The sequence below is a fragment of the Cohnella lubricantis genome, assembly GCF_014212015.1.
Taxonomy (GTDB): Bacteria; Bacillota; Bacilli; order Paenibacillales; family Paenibacillaceae; genus Cohnella; species Cohnella lubricantis.
In genome coordinates this window covers 146260-163666 of sequence record NZ_JACJVN010000028.1, presented here as the reverse complement: position 1 = coordinate 163666, position 17407 = coordinate 146260, and the positions used below count along the sequence as shown (strand labels likewise).

Here is a 17407-nt window from a genome sequence, read left to right as displayed (position 1 = left end):
AACATGGATTTTTATTCATGCAAAATGAATATTTGTTGCGCGATAGTGACAAATCAACGCTTCGGATATACAATAAGGTGAATAAAGATACACCTCACCTCATCCGCGGCGAACAGCTTGCTCAAACGGCAGAGGAGGAGAAATAATTGGCGATATGGATTCTGAACGCGCGGGTCGTTGACGATGAGAATGGGGAACTGCTAACGAAACACGTCAAAGTGCAGGACGGCAACATCTCGGAATGGGCGGACGGCTCCGCAGAGCCGGATACGGCCGGCTGCGAGGTGATTGATGCCTCGGGCAAGCTGCTCTCGCCGGGCTTCATTGATATGCATGTGCACTTAAGAGAGCCGGGCTTCGAGTATAAGGAGACGATCGCTTCGGGTACGCGCTCGGCTGCCAAAGGCGGCTTCACGACGATTGCCTGCATGCCGAACACGCGCCCGGTTACGGATACGCCGGAGACGGTACAGTATGTGCTGGACAAAGCCGCTAGCGAAGGCGTCGTTCGGGTGCTCCCGTACGCGGCCATCACGAAGAACGAGCTCGGGCGAGAGTTGACCGACTTCGCGGCGCTGAAGGAAGCCGGAGCGGTTGGCTTCACGGACGACGGCGTCGGCGTGCAGAGCGCGCAGATGATGAAGGACGCGATGGCGCTCGCGAAGTCGATGGAGATGCCGGTTATCGCGCATTGCGAGGATAACACGCTGGTTGAGGGAGCGTCGGTCTCCGAAGGAGCCTTCGCCCGCAAGCATGGGCTGAAGGGCATCCCGAACGAGTCGGAAGCGATCCACGTCGGCCGCGATATTCTGCTCGCGGAAGCGACGGGCGTGCACTACCACGTTTGCCACGTCAGCACCGAGCAGTCGGTTCGCCTCATCAAGCTCGGCAAGTCGGTCGGTGTGAACGTCACCGCGGAAGTGTGTCCGCACCATCTGGTGCTGTCCGACGAGGACATTCCGGATTCGATGGACGCCAATTGGAAGATGAACCCGCCGCTTCGAACGCCGCGCGACGTCGAGGCGTGCATCCAGGCGCTCGAGGAAGGGACGATCGACATCATCGTCACCGACCACGCGCCGCACAGCGCCGAGGAGAAGGCCCGCGGCATGGAACGCGCGCCGTTCGGCATCGTCGGCTTCGAGACGGCGTTCCCGCTGCTCTACACGAAGTTCGTCAAGACCGGGCGCTGGACGCTGAACTTCCTGCTGTCCCGGATGACCAAAGATCCAGCCCGCGTGTTCGGCCTGGCGTCTGGCACGCTGAAGCCGGGAGCGCCGGCGGATCTGGTGCTGATCGATCTCGAGAACGAACGGGAAGTGAATCCCGAGACGTTCTTAAGCCAAGGCCGCAACACGCCGTTCGCCGGATGGAAGCTGTACGGCTGGCCGGCGCTTACGATGGTAAGCGGCAAGGTCGTCTGGACGGAAGCAAGCGGCATTCAGTAATCAAACCATTCACGCGGGCGCCGGATGCCGGGTCGCGCATAGCGCCGCGAGTACAACTATAGGGGGAATCGGGATGCAAGCGAGATTGTTGTTGGAGGACGGGACGCTGTTCACGGGCCAGAGCATCGGCGCCGATGGCGCGTCGATCGGCGAGGTCGTGTTCAATACCGGGATTACCGGCTACCAGGAGGTACTGTCCGATCCTTCCTATTGCGGCCAGATCGTCACCATGACGTTCCCGATGATCGGGAACTACGGCATTAACCGGGACGACTTCGAATCGGTTCGCCCCTACATTCACGGCTTCGTCGTGCGCCGGCATGAAGACATTCCGAGCAACTGGCGCGCGCAGTATACGCTTGGCCATCTGCTGAAGGAATACGGCATTGTCGGCATCAGCGAGATCGACACCCGGATGCTGACCCGCATTCTGCGCCAGCATGGCACGATGAAGGGCATTCTGACGACCGGCAATGAGCGTATCGAGGAGCTGCGGGAGCGGATGTCCGTGACGCCGCTGCTGCGCGATCAAGTGGCTCGCACCTCGACGAAGCAGCTGTTCTCCAGCCCAGGCAACGGCGAGCGCGTCGTTCTGATCGACTACGGCGCGAAGAGCGGCATTCTGCGCGAGCTGACGGAGCGCGGCTGCGACGTCGTCGTCGTGCCGCAAGATACGACGGCCGAAGAGATTCGCCGCTTGCATCCGGACGGCATCCAGCTGTCCAACGGCCCCGGCGACCCGAAGGACGTGCCGCATGCGGTGGAGACGATCCGCCAATTGCTCGGCGAATACCCGATCTTCGGCATCTGCCTCGGACACCAGCTGTTCGCTCTTGCCTGCGGCGCGGATACCGAGAAGCTGAAGTTCGGCCATCGCGGCGGCAACCATCCGGTCAAGGAACTCGAATCCGGCCGCTGTTACATCACTTCGCAGAACCATGGCTACACAGTCAAGGAAGACTCTGTGCGCGGCACGGAGCTTGAAGTGACGCACATCAACAACAACGACAAGACGATCGAAGGCCTGAAGCACAAGAAATACCCTGCCTTCACGGTGCAATACCATCCCGAGGCGGCGCCAGGGCCTTTCGATAACAGCTATCTATTCGACCGGTTCCTGGAGATGATCCGCGAGCATAAGAAGAACAACCTGGAACGTCCGCGTCAGGCCCAGTTGGCGCAAGCGCTGAGAGGAGAGCTGCAATATGCCCAAAAATAAAGACCTCAAGAAAATTCTCGTTATCGGCTCCGGCCCGATCGTCATCGGCCAGGCGGCGGAATTCGATTATGCGGGCACGCAGGCTTGCCAGGCGCTTAAGGAAGAAGGCCTCGAAGTCGTTCTGATCAACAGCAATCCGGCTACCATCATGACCGACACGAACATGGCTGACAAAGTCTACATCGAACCGATCAATCTGGAGTTCGTCTCCCAGATCATCCGCCAGGAGCGTCCGGACGGCTTGCTCCCGACGCTTGGAGGACAGACCGGCCTGAACATGGCTGTCGAGCTCGCTCGGGCAGGCGTACTGGAGCAGGAAGGCGTGAAGCTGCTCGGCACGCAGCTGTCCGCGATTGAGCGCGCTGAGGACCGCGACTTGTTCCGCGAGCTGATGCGCCAGCTAGACCAGCCGGTGCCGGAGAGCGACATCGTCACGACGGTCGAAGGCGCCGTTGACTTCGCTAATCGGATCGGTTACCCGGTCATTGTGCGTCCGGCTTATACGCTGGGCGGCACGGGCGGCGGCATCGTGGCGAACGAGGAAGAGCTGCGCGAGACGGTCGCGAACGGCATCCGCTACAGCCCGATCGGCCAGTGCTTGATCGAGAAGTCGATCGCCGGCATGAAGGAAGTCGAGTACGAGGTCATGCGCGACGCGAACGACAACTGTATCGTCGTCTGCAACATGGAGAACCTCGATCCGGTCGGCGTCCATACGGGCGACAGCATCGTCGTCGCGCCGAGCCAGACGCTGTCCGACCGCGAATACCAAATGCTGCGCTCCGCATCGCTGAAGATCATTCGCGCGCTGAACATCGAAGGCGGCTGCAATGTGCAGTTCGCGCTCGATCCGCAAAGCTATCAATACTATGTCATCGAAGTGAATCCGCGCGTCAGCCGCTCCTCGGCGCTCGCCTCCAAGGCGACGGGCTACCCGATCGCCAAGATGGCCGCGAAGATCGCCGTCGGCTACACGCTCGACGAGATCGTCAACCCGGTCACGGGCCAGACCTATGCCTGCTTCGAGCCGACGCTGGACTACATCGTCAGCAAGATACCGCGCTGGCCGTTCGATAAATTCACCGATGCGAACCGCAAGCTCGGCACGCAGATGAAGGCGACCGGCGAAGTGATGGCCATCGGCCGCACGTTCGAGGAGTCGATCCACAAGGCTGTCCGTTCGCTCGAGATCGGCGTTCATCGCCTGCTGCTGAAGGGCGCGGACGAGCTCGGCGACGAGACGCTTAAGATTCGTCTCGCCAAGCCGGACGACGAGCGCTTGTTCCTCGTCGCCGAAGCGTTCCGCCGCGGCTGGGAGCTTCAGCTCATTCAGGACATCACGAGCATCGACTGGTGGTTCCTCGACAAGATCGAGCGCATCGTCGCATTCGAGGACGTCATTCGCCGCGAACCGGGACTGACGATCGAGACGCTGTACAAGGCGAAGCGTATGGGCTTCACCGACCGCGCGATCGCCGAACTTCGCCGCGAAGGACAAGGCGCCAGCGCGCCGCATACAGCGGAGATCGACGTCCGCGAATATCGGCTGCAGCAAGGCGTGAAGCCGGTCTACAAGATGGTCGACACGTGCGCAGCCGAGTTCGAAGCAACGACGCCTTACTACTACTCGACGTACGAGACCGAGAACGAAGTGACCGAGAGCGGCAAACAGAAGGTTATCGTGCTGGGCTCCGGTCCAATCCGAATCGGCCAAGGCATCGAGTTCGACTACTCGACCGTTCATGCCGTATGGGCGCTGCGCAACGCAGGCTATGAAGCGGTCATCATCAACAATAACCCGGAGACGGTGTCGACCGACTTCAATACGTCGGACCGCCTCTACTTCGAGCCGCTGTTCTTCGAGGACGTCATGAACGTCATCGAGCAGGAGCAGCCGATCGGCGTCATCGTCCAATTCGGCGGCCAGACGGCGATCAACCTGGCGGCGCCGCTGGCGAAGGCGGGCGTGCGCATCCTGGGCACGGCGCTCGAGAGCATCGACGAAGCGGAGGATCGCAAGAAGTTCGAAGCGCTGTTGCGCAAGCTGAATATTCCGCAGCCGAAGGGCAGCACGGTCACTTCGGTTGACGAAGCGGTCGGCACGGCCCGCGAGCTCGGCTATCCGGTGCTCGTACGCCCGTCGTACGTCCTTGGCGGACGCGCGATGGAGATTGTCTACTCCGACGAAGAGCTGCTGAACTATATGAAGGTGGCGGTGAAGATCAATCCGGAGCATCCGGTGCTGATCGACCGCTACATGCTCGGCAAGGAGATCGAAGTCGACGCTATCTGCGACGGCGAGACGGTACTCATCCCGGGCATCATGGAGCACGTCGAGCGTGCAGGCGTCCACTCCGGCGACTCGATCGCGGTATATCCGCCGCAGACGCTGTCGGAGGACGTGAAGCGCCAAGCGATCGACATCACGACGCGCATCGCCAAAGAATTGAGAACGATCGGATTGGTCAACATCCAGTTCGTCGTCTTCGATGAGCAAGTCTACGTGATCGAAGTGAATCCGCGCTCCTCGCGTACGGTGCCGTTCCTGTCGAAGGTGACGAACGTGCCGATGGCGAACCTGGCGACTCAGGCGATCTTGGGCGTGAAGCTGGCGGATCTTGGCTATAAGGAAGGGCTCTGGCCGGAAGATGAGTTCGTCTCCGTTAAGGTGCCGGTGTTCTCCTTCGCCAAGCTGCGCCGCGTCGACCCGACGCTGACGCCGGAGATGAAGTCGACAGGCGAGGTCATGGGCCGCGATCGCCACTTCGCCAAAGCGCTGTTCAAGGGCTTGGTCGGTTCCGGTATGAAAATCCCGCAGTCCGGCTCGATCATCGCTACGATCGCCGACAAGGATAAGGAAGAAGCGCTCGAGATTCTGCGCGGCTTCTACAACCTCGGCTACAAGCTGATGGCGACCGGCGGCACCGCCGAGCTGCTCGAGAAGGCCGGCATGCGCGTGAAGCGCGTGAACAAGCTGAGCGAAGCGTCGCCGAATATTCTCGACCTGATCCGCACCGGGGAGGCGCAATTCGTCATCAACACGCTGACGAAGGGCAAGACGCCGGAGCGCGACGGCTTCCGCATCCGCCGCGAAGCGGTCGAGAACGGCGTCGTCTGCTTGACGTCGCTAGACACAGCGCGCGCGCTTATGAACATGCTGCAATCGCTGCGCTTCTCGAGCGAAGCGATGCCTGTACTGCAAGCGTAAGCTGCGATTTTTCGCCCGGTCTCACTCCGCACGATTGCGGAAGAGATCGGGCGAAGCTATGTCCCCGAACTTGCGCGCAAACTGACTCCGTAAGCCCAGTTGGAGGTCTTACGTGATGGACTAGTCAACTAAGGAGGCAACTGCTCATGGCATTATCTCGAAGCGAAGCGGCCGCCAAGGTGATGGTGGCGCTGGACAAGCCGGACGAGGCTTCCGCGCTCCGGCTCGCAGACCAACTGCAAGGCAGCGGCTGCTGGGCGAAGGTCGGCATGGAGCTGTTCTACGCGGCTGGCCCCGGCATTATCGGCGAGCTGAAGGCGCGCGGCTTCCGCGTGTTCCTGGATGTCAAGATGCACGACATCCCGAACACGGTTCGCGGCGGCTCGCGCAGCATCGCCCGGCTTGGCGCGGACATGTTCAACGTCCACGCGGCGGGCGGAGCGGCGATGATGAGCGCCGCTATGCAAGGTGTGCAGGACGCGATCGACGCCGGCGATGCCTCGGTATCCGCGCAGCCGCTCGTCATCGCCGTAACGCAGCTCACCAGCACAAGCCGGGAGACGATGAATGACGAGATCGGCATCCCCGGCACGGTCGAAGATGCAGTCGTACATTATGCTCGGTTGGCGAAGCAGGCGGGCCTTAACGGCGTCGTCGCTTCGCCGCTGGAGGTCGAAGCGATCAAGACTGCCTGCGGCGACGAGTTCCTGACCGTGACGCCGGGTATTCGCCCGCGCGGCGCCGACATCGGCGACCAGACGCGCATCACGACACCGCTGGACGCCGTCCGTCTCGGCACCGATTATCTGGTCATCGGACGCCCGATCACGGGCGCGTCAGATCCGGCCGAAGCCTACCAATCCATACTCGAGGAGATGACTCTCTAATGTCCAACACGCAACTGCAGCAGCTTCCGAACGACATCGCTAAGGGCTTGCTCGGCATCGGCGCCGTCGCGCTCCGCCCGAACGAGCCGTTCACCTGGACGAGCGGCATCAAGTCGCCGATCTACTGCGACAACAGGCTGACGATGTCTTACCCGGCCGTCCGCGAGCTCATTGCCGAAGGCTTCGCCGCGATCATCCGCAGCAAGTATCCCGACTGCCAAGCGGTCGCCGGCATCGCGACGGGCGGCATTCCGCACGCGGCATGGGTCGCGCAGAAGCTCGGCTTGCCGATGCTGTACGTTCGCGACAAGGCGAAAGGCCACGGCAAGACGAACCAGATCGAAGGCCATTTCGAGCCTGGACAGAAGGTCGTGCTGATCGAGGACTTGATCTCGACGGGCGGCAGCTCGCTCAAGGCTGCCGTCGCGGTTCGCGAAGCCGGGTGCGAGGTGCAGGGGGTTGTGGCGATTTTCACCTACCAATTCGCCTCCGCGCTGGAAGCGTTCGCGGCCGAGAACATTCCGCTGGACACGCTGTCGAACTACTCCGCACTCGTCTCCGTCGCGCTGGAGAATGGTGCGATCCGACAGGAAGATGTCGAACTGCTGCAATCGTGGCGCAAGGATCCGTCCAAGTTCGGCGTTTGATTCTCAAGCTTTAACAGAACGGCTGAGCATTCAGCCGTTTTTTTAATGCTGATAGCCATAATTGAGGGCCATCATTTGGGTTTCCAGTATTTTAGACTCCAACCAGCCGCCTCTTATTTGATAGGATGAGTGATAGAATCGCTCGACTTATTGCAAATGGGGTGGCTGTTGTTGTTTACGTCTCGAACCTTATCTCGCAAACTAGCAATCACCGCACTGGCGACGCTGGCGATTGGCGGCGTAATTGCCTGGCCGGCGGCTAATCCTCGGATCGCATCAGCCGCCTCGGGCCTGCCATTCGACGACATCGCTGGAAGCTATGCGCAAGCCGATATTATATCTCTATACAAGCAAGGCATCGTGGGCGGAACAGGTCCCCGGACGTTCGAGCCGGGCAAAGCGGTGACAAGGGCTGAATTCGCGTCCATGGTCGTCCGCCTGTTCGGATTGGAATCTATCAACGCAAGCTTACCGGCGTTCAAAGATGCGAGGCCGGACGCTTGGTATTACGGCGCGGTGGGGGCGGTATCGCAGCTTGGCATCGTATCTGGCGTCTCGGCGAACGAGTTCCATCCAAGCGCCCCCGTGACGCGCGAGCAAGCGGCCGCGATTCTCGTTCGCGCGCTTCGATTGGCGGCAGTATCGGCGGCTTCGGCTAGTGTCTCTTATTCAGACGCCAGCCGCATTGACGCTTGGGCCGTCAGTGCGGTTCGAACCGCAACGGAAGCGGGGCTGATGCAAGGGGATAACGGACGCTTCCGCCCGCTCGATCAGTTAACCCGCGCCGAGACGGCCGCGCTGCTGAATCGGGTCGCCAGCCGATCCGAATGGGCTGCTCAATTCAAGAGCGCGCCGAAGATAGGGCTGCAGCTCGGTTGGCAATATGGCCAGACGACCTCGCAATACATTGCCAGTGTCAGCCGTTCGACCGTCAATACGCTTGTTCCGCGAGTGTTCTTCCTCGATTCCGGCTCCAGCTTCTCGGAATCGATCGATCCCGCGCTCGTCAAGTGGGCTTCCGCGAACGGCAAGCAGGTGTGGGGCATGTTCGGCAACCGTTCGAACGCAGACAATACACATGCCTTGCTTAGCAGCGCAACCAACAGGAAGACAGTCGTTGCTGGAGTCGCTTCGCTGGTCCAGAAGCACGGCATGGACGGCATCAATCTTGATTTCGAAAATGTACTTCCTGTCGACCGCGCCGGCCTGACGGCGTTCGTCTCCGAGCTGGCAACAGCGCTGGACAAGATCGGCGCGGTACTCTCGGTTGATGTGTCGCCGGATCAAGAGGACGATTGGACGGCCGCGTTCGATTACGCCGCGCTCGGGAAGTCCGCCGACTACATGGTGCTGATGGCTTACGACGAGCATTGGGCAGGCGATCCGGTCGCCGGGTCGGTATCGTCGCTGCCGTGGCTGGAGCGGGGGACGGACAAGCTGCTGAAGTCTGTTCCGGCTTCCAAGACGATCGTTGCTCTGCCGCTATATACACGTGACTGGACGATCTACCCGAAGGTCTCTTCGTCGGAGCTGTCGATTGCCGATCAGACGAAGTACATCGAGTCGCTGGCGTCCGCCAACAGGTCGTGGAACGATGAGTTTGGCCAATATATTTACACCTATGCCAAGAGTGGGGCGACGCATCGCATCTGGACGGAAGACAGCCGGTCGTTGACGTTGAAGAGTCTCTCCGCCGCCTCCCGCGGGACGGCCGGGTTAGCCTACTGGGCCATCGGATCGGATACGCCGGACGTTTGGCCATCCATACGCAACGCTTATAAATTTGCTTCGTTTAAGCCGTAAAATAAACATTCCGGCTGTCGCTTCATGAGCCGTGAAGTCTGTCGTCCAGGCTGGTGGTCCGCGGGTATACGCGGGAGAAGCTCGACTGAATCGAGTATCTCCCGCAGAATCCCGGCAAACGCAAAGAGATGCTCGTAACATTCGAGCATCTCTTTCTGCGTTAAGGTGCGCCTAGCGCTTTGTCAATGCATCCGGACCAGGCCCGACTACTTCAGTGTATCCTTCCAAGCCTCGATGTCGGCGTTCAGCCCGCTGAGATCCGGCATCTTCCCCGTACGGTCGTGCAGGTCGTATTGTGCCTTCAGCTTCAGAATCCGGTAGACGCTCTCATCGATACGCTCCTCCGTCAGCTTGCCGCTCTTGACGGCATTCAGCACAGCCTCATATGCGGCGTGCTCGTTGTCGTAGCCGTGGCCGACGAGCAGAATGTCGGCGCCTGCCTGCACGGCGAGAACGGCCGCATCAGGCAGCGTGTAATTTTTGACAATGGCGCCCATGCCCAGATCGTCGGTGATGACAACGCCGTCATAGCCTAATTTGCCGCGCAGCAGATCATCGATGATCTTCTCCGACAGCGATCCCGGCTTGTCGGGGTCGATCTTCGGGAACAGAATGTGCGCGACCATGACGGCTTCGGCGTTCTCCCGAACGGCCGCTTCGAACGGAACGAGCTCGAGCTTCTCAAGCTGATCCGCCGTCTTGTTAATGATAGGCAAGTCGTGGTGGGAGTCGACGGAAGTATCGCCATGCCCCGGAAAATGCTTCACGACCGGGATAACGGCTTCGCCGCGTATGCCCTTCATCTCCGCGATGCCAAGCTGCTCCACCAACTCCGGCGTGCTGCCGAACGAGCGGTCGCCAATGACCGGGTTATCGGGGTTGCTGTTCACGTCGAGCACCGGCGCGAAATCCATGTTGAACCCGGCAGAGAGCATCGCGCGCCCAATCAAGCTGCCCATCGTGCCAGCGGCTTCCGCAGCGCCAGACTGGCCGACGACACCATTCGCCGGGAACTTGGCGTATTCGCTCGGCAGCCGGTTCACGCGGCCGCCTTCCTGGTCGGCGCTGACGAAGATCGGCGCCGGGTTCGGGACGTTGGCGCTCTTGATGGCGTTCACTAGCGTGACAAGACCCTTCACATTCTTAATGTTGTTCGAGTACAAGATGATGCCTCCGACCTGATCTTCGGCAATCATCCGCTTGGCGTCAGCGTCCAGCGTCGTTCCTTCGACGCCGGCTAGAATGAGCTGGCCGACCTTCTGTTCGAGAGACATCCGATCCACCTTCGACTGAATCGGATCTTCGCTGTCCGAAGGAGCGGCAGGGGAATCCGATGGCGAAGGGGAGGCGGAAGGCGGAGCGGAAGGAGAAGCAGAAGGCGACGCGGATGGCGATCCAGAAGGCAATGGCGGCACAGCCGCGGAAGCGCTGCCCGCGGCGCCGGACGGTGAAGGCGAAGCCCCGTTAGAGCCGAGGCCGCAGCCGCCGGCGGCCAGCGCTACAGCAGCCGTAAGCGAGAGAGTCGCGAGCGGGCGCCAGTACATTTTCACGATGATATTCCCTCCTGTCGGTACAAGAAAGCTCCGCCGCCCGGTAGAGCGGAGGAGCCTTCTGGGTGTATGAATTGGACGGTTAGGAACGGCGGAAGGTTTCAACCATTCATCGGCAGATTATGCCTTCCCAACCTCGAACGAGCTCTTGAGCGACACGATGCGGCCAAACACCGGCCGTCCCGGCTCGCTGTCCTTCGGATCGACGTTGAAGTAGCCGTGGCGGAAGAACTGGAACTTATCCTGCGCGGCCGCTTCCTTCATGTTCGGTTCGACGAAGCCTTGCAGCGTCTCGAGCGAATTCGGGTTGATCCGCTCCAGGAACGACGTCTCGTTCTCCTCGTTCTCGTCCTCGTCGCGGATCAGCGGCTCGTACAGCCGGAACTCGGCCGGCACCGCCTGCGTGGCTTCAACCCAATGGATCGTGCCTTTGACCTTGCGTCCGGTGAAGCCGGTGCCGCTCTTCGTCTCGGGATCGTACGTGCAGCGGAGCTCGACGACTTCTCCGGCTTCGTTCTTGATCACTTCTTCGCACTTGATGAAGTACGCGTGCTTCAGCCGCACCTCGTTGCCCGGGAACAGGCGGAAGTACTTCGGCGGCGGCACTTCCATGAAGTCGTCCTGTTCAATATAGATCTCGCGGGAGAAAGGGATTTGCCGGCTGCCAAGCTCCTCATTCTCGGAGTTGTTCTCCGCCTCCAGCCATTCGACTTGGCCTTCCGGATAGTTGGTGATGACGACCTTGAGCGGGCGGAGAACCGCCATCGTCCGAGGCGCCTTCAGCTTGAGATCCTCGCGGATGAAATGCTCGAGCATGCGCTCGTCTACGACGCCGTAGCTCTTCGCGACGCCGATCTCGCGGCAGAACGCGCGAATCGCTTCCGGCGTGTAGCCCTTGCGGCGGAGGCCGGAGATCGTCGGCATACGCGGATCGTCCCAGCCGTCGACGACCTTCTCCTCCACGAGCTGCTTCAGCTTGCGCTTGCTCATGACCGTGTTCGTCAGGTTCAGCCGGTTGAATTCGTATTGATGCGGCTTGGCTTCCGTCTCGCAATTCGCGATGACCCAGTCGTAGAACGGGCGCTGGTCTTCGAATTCCAGCGTGCAGATCGAGTGGGTGACGCCTTCGATGGCGTCCTCGAGCGGATGCGCGAACGCGTACATCGGATAGATGCACCAAGCGTCGCCGGTATTATGATGATGCGCGTGTACGATCCGATAGATAACCGGGTCGCGCAGGTTGACGTTGGGCGAAGACATGTCGATCTTGGCGCGAAGCACCTTCTCGCCATTCGCGAATTCGCCCTTCTTCATCCGCTCGAACAGATCGAGGTTCTCTTCCGGCGTACGGTCGCGGTAAGGGCTTGGCTTGCCGGGCTCGGTCAGCGTGCCGCGCGATGCGCGGATCTCGTCTGCGCTCTGGTCGTCGACATAGGCAAGACCTTTGCGGATGAGCAGCAGCGCTTTCTCGTACATCTTCCCGAAGTAATCGGATGCGAAGAACAGGCCGTCCCAGTCGAAGCCGAGCCACTGGACGTCCTTCTTGATCGATTCGACGTATTCGACATCCTCCTTGACCGGATTCGTGTCGTCGAACCGCAGATTGGTTCTTCCCTTGAACTCGTCCGCCAGTTCAAAGTTCAAGCAGATCGACTTGGCGTGGCCGATGTGCAGGTAACCGTTCGGCTCCGGAGGGAAGCGGGTGACGACTTCTTTGACGCGTCCTGCTTCCAAATCTTCCATAATGATATTCCGTATGAAATTCGATGACGACGATTTGCTCTCCAATCCGACCAACCTCTCTCGCAGTGAACATGTTTATTCCTTCATCATACACAAAATATCCCCGCCTTATAAAGTCCTTCTCATGATTCTCATAAAAAGTTGCTAAAGACGTAACTTTTTGCCGGATCGCACCGTTATAATTGGTGGAAATATTTTTTGGCAAAAGGAGGTAACTAGCGGATGCTCGCTTGGATGCAGCGCGGTAGAACAAAGGAGCCGGACATCGCGCCGAACGCAGAAGAGAACATGCGCGGTTCGGCAGATACAGTTGAATACACAGGGCCGCTGCTAAGCGTGCGAGGCGTGGAACGTTCCTTCGACGTCGGCCATCAGAAGCTGAAGGTGCTGAAGGGAATCGACCTTACGCTCTACCCGAAGCAGCTGGTGATGCTTAAGGGCAGGTCAGGCTCGGGCAAGACGACCCTGATGAATCTCATGGGCGGGCTCGACGTGCCGACGAAGGGCGAGATTATCTTCCGCGGGCAGCCGCTGCACGAATGGGACGATAATCGGCGGACGGCTATCCGCCGCAAGGATATTGGATTTATTTTCCAAGCCTACGCACTAATGCCGTTGTTGTCTGCGTACGAGAACGTGGAATTATCGATGCGCATGGCGGATGTTCCCCGTTCGGAATGGAAGGCGCGGGCGACGGCATGCCTGGACATGGTCGGACTCGCGAAGCGGATGCATCATCGACCGTTCGAGATGTCCGGCGGCGAACAGCAGCGCGTCGCGATCGCCAAGGCAATCGCGCATCGCCCAAGCCTCATTCTGGCCGACGAGCCGACGGCGGAGCTGGATTCGCAGATGGCCGCCCAGGTGATGGCCGTCTTCCGGGAGATTGTCGCGAAGGAGAACATCTCGATCTGCATGACAACCCACGATACTACCATTATGGAGGTTGCCGATCATGTCTATGAAATGGTGGACGGCGTATTCGTCGTCTAAGGGAGAGGGGAAAGGGAGCGCCTCCGCTCTTCGCCGCAGAACGGCGGGAGCGCTTGCCGTTGCGGCGCTGTCCGTCGCGCTGGCCGGCTGCTCCTTGCTGCCCGACGAACCGGAGGAAGAGGATCTGTCGATGATCCAGCTGCCGCAAATCTCGAAGAAGCCTGAATATGAAGTGACGACGAAGACGCTGGAGACGAAGGTACAGGCGTCGGGCAAGATCATGTCCACGCAGGAGAAGACGCTCTACTTCACGTCGAAGAACCTGGATGGCAAGTATTTGAAGACCTTATACATACAGATCGGGCAGCAGGTACAAGCCGGTGATCCGATCGCCGAGCTGGACGTGGAGGATTTGAAGAAGTCGCTCCGCGGCCAGGAGCTGAGCTTCCGCCAAGCCGAGATGGAGATGAAGCAGACGCTGCGGGAGAAGGATGAGATGGATCCGATCGAGTTCGAGCAGAAGCAGATCGCCTTCGAGGAGCAGCGGCAGGCAATCGCGGATCTGAGGCAGGATATCGCAGACGCGGTGCTGACGGCGCCATATGCCGGTACGGTCGTCTCGCTGAGCGTACAGGAAGGGATGAGCGTCAAGGCATACGATCCGATCTGCATCATCGCAGACCCGAGCAAGCTGGTCGTCGCCGGAGACTTCTCCAGAGACGATCTGTCCCGAATCGCCGTCGGCATGGAGGCGGTCGTCGACATCAACACCGTCGGCTCGGTCACGGGCGAAGTGAAGTCGCTGCCATCCGAGACGAACGATAACGGCCAAGACGGCGGGGGCGGCGGCCAGCAGATCGAACGTCCGGAGCAATATTTGCTCGTGGATGTGCCGGATTTGCCCGAGACGGTGACGAGAGGCACGCCGCTGACGGTCTCGGTCGTTGTCAATCGGAAGGAGAACGCCGTCGTCATTCCGCTCTCGGCGCTTCGCACGATTGGAGCCCGCACTTACGTCCAAGTGGCGGAAGCGGACGGAACTAAACGCGAGGTCGATATCGAAGTCGGGCAGAAGACGTCTACGGACGCCGAAGTGCTGGCGGGCTTGACGCCAGGTCAGAAAGTCGTAGGGCAGTAACCGATGAACGCACTGATCCGATTTCTATTCCGCAAAATGTGGAACACCCGCTGGCTCACGATCAGCACGCTGGCCGGACTGCTCGTGGCGGTGGCGTTCACGACCAGCATTCCGATGTATGCGGACGGCGCGCTGAAGCGTGTCGTCGCCCAGTCGCTTAAGGAGAACAGCGAGGGGCTTCCCGCCGGCTCGCTGCTGATCCGCTATCAATCGACCGACGGGAAGACGGACCGCGCCGGCTTCGATAGCGTCAACCAGTATATTACGGAGGACGTGCCGAAGAAGATCGGCTTCCCGGTTCAGGCATCCCAGCGCAGCTTGACCATCCGCAGCGCCGATGTGACGCCGGAGGATCCGGAGAAGGTGGACGCGAGCCGTGCCCGCAAGCTGGCGCTCGCTTCGTTCGGCGAGCTGGAGGACCATGCCGAGCTGGCGGGCGGCAAGATGTACGCAGACCGCGCAGCGGCGGACGGTACGATCCAGGCCGTCATGATGGAAGAAGCGATGTTCAGGAGCGACCTTCACGTTGGAGACGTGCTGCTGTATCCGATCTATGGCGGGCTTAACATCACGCTAAGGGTCGAGATCGTCGGATCGTTCAAGCCGACGGACGATACGGGCGCTTACTGGTACCAAGGCCTCGATAGTTTAATGAACACGATGTTCATCGCCGAACCGGCGATGCTCGAGGATTTGAACGGCAGCCTGAAGATTCCGCTGCAGACGGCGAACTGGTACTCGGCTTACGACCTTGGCGATATTCAGACGGGTCAACTGTCGCCGCTTGAGCAGACGCTCAACCGGATCGACATCGAGGTGTACCAGAAGCTCAAGGATACGCGGGTGGAGATCTCGTTCGCTGACATGCTGAAGGAGTTCCGGACCCAGAGCATCCAACTGCAGACGATGCTGTTCACGCTCGCCGTGCCGATGATCGCGATGGTGTTCTACTTCATTACGATGAACGCCCGACAGTCGCTCGAGAAGCAGCGATCAGACATCGCGGTTATGAGAAGCCGCGGAGCGGGAACGCGCCAGATCTTCCTGATCTTCCTCCTGGAAGGCGTTCTGCTTGGCATCGTATCGCTTGTCGTCGGCCCGCTGATCGGCTGGTTCATGGCGAAGAGCATCGGTTCGGCCGATGGCTTCCTGTCGTTCGTCAACCGCAAGGCAATACCGGTCGGCTTCAATTCGGACGGCATCATGGCCGGTGTGCTGGCCGTGCTCGTCGCGATCGGCGCGGCCGTGATCCCGGCGATCGTCTTCACGCGGACGTCGATTGTCGACTACAAGCGGAAGATGGCGCGGACCGATCGCGCGCCCGTCTGGCAGCGATGGTTCCTCGACATCGCGCTGATCGGCGTCTCCGCGTACGGCTGGTACTTGTTCAACGAGCGGCAGATGGTCTCATTCAAGACGGGGCTGACGACCGACCAGCTGAACGTGCAGCCGTTCCTGTTCTTCGTGCCGGCGCTGTCGATCTTCGCGGCGGGGCTGCTGTTCCTGCGGCTGTTCCCGCTGCTGCTGAAGCTGTTCAATCGGTTATGGCGGGCCATCCTGCCGGTTCCGCTCTACTTGACGCTGACACAGCTGTCCCGATCTTCGAGAGCGTATTATTCCCTGATGATTCTGCTAATTCTGACGCTTGGCCTTGGGGTCTACAATTCGTCTGCGGCGCGAACGATTGGGCTCAATTCGGAGGAGCGTATCTTGTATAAGCACGGCGCGGATGTGGTGGTGTCTACGGCATGGGAAGGGAACGCGGAGATCTCCGCACCGCCGGCGAATAGCGGCGGCGGAGGCGGCCAGCAGCAGCCGATTCCAAGCCGAATCAATTACAACGAGCCGCCGTTCGAGGTGTTCAAGACGCTGCCGGGAGTCGAGCATGCCGCTCAAGTGCTGCAGACGAAGGCCGATATCAAGATCTCCGGACGCACCGCAGGCCAAGGAACGCTCATGGGCATCGTCAACCAAGATTTCGCGCAGGTGGCGTGGTTCCGAGACGATCTGTATCCGTTCGATCCATACTGGTACTTGGCGCTGATGGGCAAGAGCGCAGAGATTGCGCTCGTCTCCTCCAACCTGGCTGAGAAGTACGACCTGAAGCAATGGGATCAGATTGAGGTTACGGTGCAAGAGCAGAACGTCAGCTTCCTGGTCGGAGCCATTCTGCCCTACTGGCCGGCGCAGTATCCGGACCAGTCGCCGTTCATCATCGCCAACCTCGGCTACATCTTCGATGAAGTGCCGAAGATTCCGTACGACGTCTGGCTGAAGATGAAGCCGGACGCCAAGACGTCGGATATCATCGAACCGCTGCAGCAGGCGGGCATTGAGATCGCTGCGATCAGCGATGCGCGCAACGAGCTGATTACGCAGAGCAAGCATCCCGCTCGCGGGGGCGTGTTCGGCATTCTGAGCCTTGGCTTCCTCATTACGATCGTCGTGTCGCTTGCCGGCTACGTGCTCTTCTGGTTCTTCAACTTGTCTGGCCGGATCGTGCAGATCGGCGTGCTGCGGGCGATGGGCTTGTCGCGCAGGCAGTTAACCGGCATGCTGCTGCTGGAGCAAATATTCACGGCCGGCCTGTCGATTGGACTCGGCATCGGCATCGGCAAGCTCGCCAGCCTGCTGTTCCTGCCGTTCCTGCAGACGACCGATAACGCGGTCGGCCAGGTGCCGCCTTTCCGCGTCGTGTTCGACAACAGCGACACCGTGAAGCTGTACATTGTCGTCGCCGTCATGATGGCGATCGGCGCTGCGCTTCTCGTGTCGCACATTCGCCGGCTTAAGGTGCACCAAGCCGTCAAGCTGGGAGAGGAGCGTTAACG

Annotated in this window: 11 protein-coding genes; 9 read left to right on the top strand and 2 right to left on the bottom strand. The window is 60.2% G+C overall.

Translation table 11 applies throughout. The annotated features are described in order from the left end of the window. Nucleotides 1-146: 146 nt before the first annotated feature. The 6 genes from pyrC (at nt 147) to H4Q31_RS08120 (ending at nt 9212) form a co-directional block, all read left to right on the top strand. Nucleotides 147-1448: a dihydroorotase gene (gene pyrC / locus H4Q31_RS08145; protein WP_185178562.1), complete on the top strand. Its 1302-nt coding sequence runs from the start codon at nt 147-149 to the stop codon at nt 1446-1448. A gap of 73 nt (nt 1449-1521) precedes the next feature. Beyond that, nucleotides 1522-2667: a carbamoyl phosphate synthase small subunit gene (locus H4Q31_RS08140; RefSeq protein WP_185178561.1), complete on the top strand. Its 1146-nt coding sequence runs from the start codon at nt 1522-1524 to the stop codon at nt 2665-2667. Beyond that, the gene (gene carB, locus H4Q31_RS08135) at nt 2654-5875 is read left to right on the top strand and encodes a carbamoyl-phosphate synthase large subunit (RefSeq protein ID WP_185178560.1); all 3222 of its coding nucleotides are present in this window, start codon (nt 2654-2656) and stop codon (nt 5873-5875) included. The genes H4Q31_RS08140 and carB overlap by 14 nt, the downstream gene beginning before the upstream one ends. A 146-nt stretch (nt 5876-6021) precedes the next feature. Then, a complete protein-coding gene (gene pyrF / locus H4Q31_RS08130; protein WP_185178559.1) occupies nt 6022-6762 on the top strand; it encodes an orotidine-5'-phosphate decarboxylase in 741 nt (246 codons plus the stop codon). Then, nucleotides 6762-7409, top strand: coding sequence for an orotate phosphoribosyltransferase (gene pyrE, locus H4Q31_RS08125; protein WP_185178558.1), 648 nt, complete (start codon nt 6762-6764; stop codon nt 7407-7409). The genes pyrF and pyrE overlap by 1 nt, the downstream gene beginning before the upstream one ends. A 171-nt stretch (nt 7410-7580) precedes the next feature. Further along, on the top strand, nt 7581-9212 hold the full coding sequence (locus H4Q31_RS08120) for an S-layer homology domain-containing protein (RefSeq protein WP_245347187.1): 1632 nt from the start codon (nt 7581-7583) through the stop codon (nt 9210-9212). A 206-nt stretch (nt 9213-9418) separates the two neighbouring features. Here the strand turns inward: H4Q31_RS08120 and nagZ are convergent, their stop codons facing one another. Together nagZ and H4Q31_RS08110 are read right to left on the bottom strand one after the other, a co-directional pair. Next, on the bottom strand, nt 9419-10756 hold the full coding sequence (nagZ, locus tag H4Q31_RS08115; protein ID WP_185178620.1) for a beta-N-acetylhexosaminidase: 1338 nt from the start codon (nt 10754-10756) through the stop codon (nt 9419-9421). A gap of 126 nt (nt 10757-10882) precedes the next feature. After that, nucleotides 10883-12550, bottom strand: coding sequence for a glutamine--tRNA ligase/YqeY domain fusion protein (locus H4Q31_RS08110; protein ID WP_185178557.1), 1668 nt, complete (start codon nt 12548-12550; stop codon nt 10883-10885). 243 nt (nt 12551-12793) lie between these two features. Here H4Q31_RS08110 and H4Q31_RS08105 point away from each other — a divergent pair, with 243 nt between their 5' ends. Genes H4Q31_RS08105 through H4Q31_RS08095 form a run of 3 tightly spaced genes read left to right on the top strand, consistent with a single transcriptional unit; the run spans nt 12794 to nt 17405 of the window. Next, on the top strand, nt 12794-13498 hold the full coding sequence (locus tag H4Q31_RS08105; protein ID WP_245347198.1) for an ABC transporter ATP-binding protein: 705 nt from the start codon (nt 12794-12796) through the stop codon (nt 13496-13498). Beyond that, nucleotides 13461-14576 (top strand): efflux RND transporter periplasmic adaptor subunit, encoded by a 1116-nt coding sequence (locus tag H4Q31_RS08100; protein WP_185178555.1) that lies wholly within the window; start codon nt 13461-13463, stop codon nt 14574-14576. Before H4Q31_RS08105 ends, H4Q31_RS08100 begins: the two co-directional genes overlap by 38 nt. Nucleotides 14577-14579: 3 nt before the next feature. Then, nucleotides 14580-17405 carry an ABC transporter permease gene (locus H4Q31_RS08095; protein WP_185178554.1) on the top strand — a complete coding sequence of 942 codons (2826 nt, stop codon included), beginning with the start codon at nt 14580-14582 and terminating at the stop codon, nt 17403-17405. Nucleotides 17406-17407: the final 2 nt, after the last annotated feature.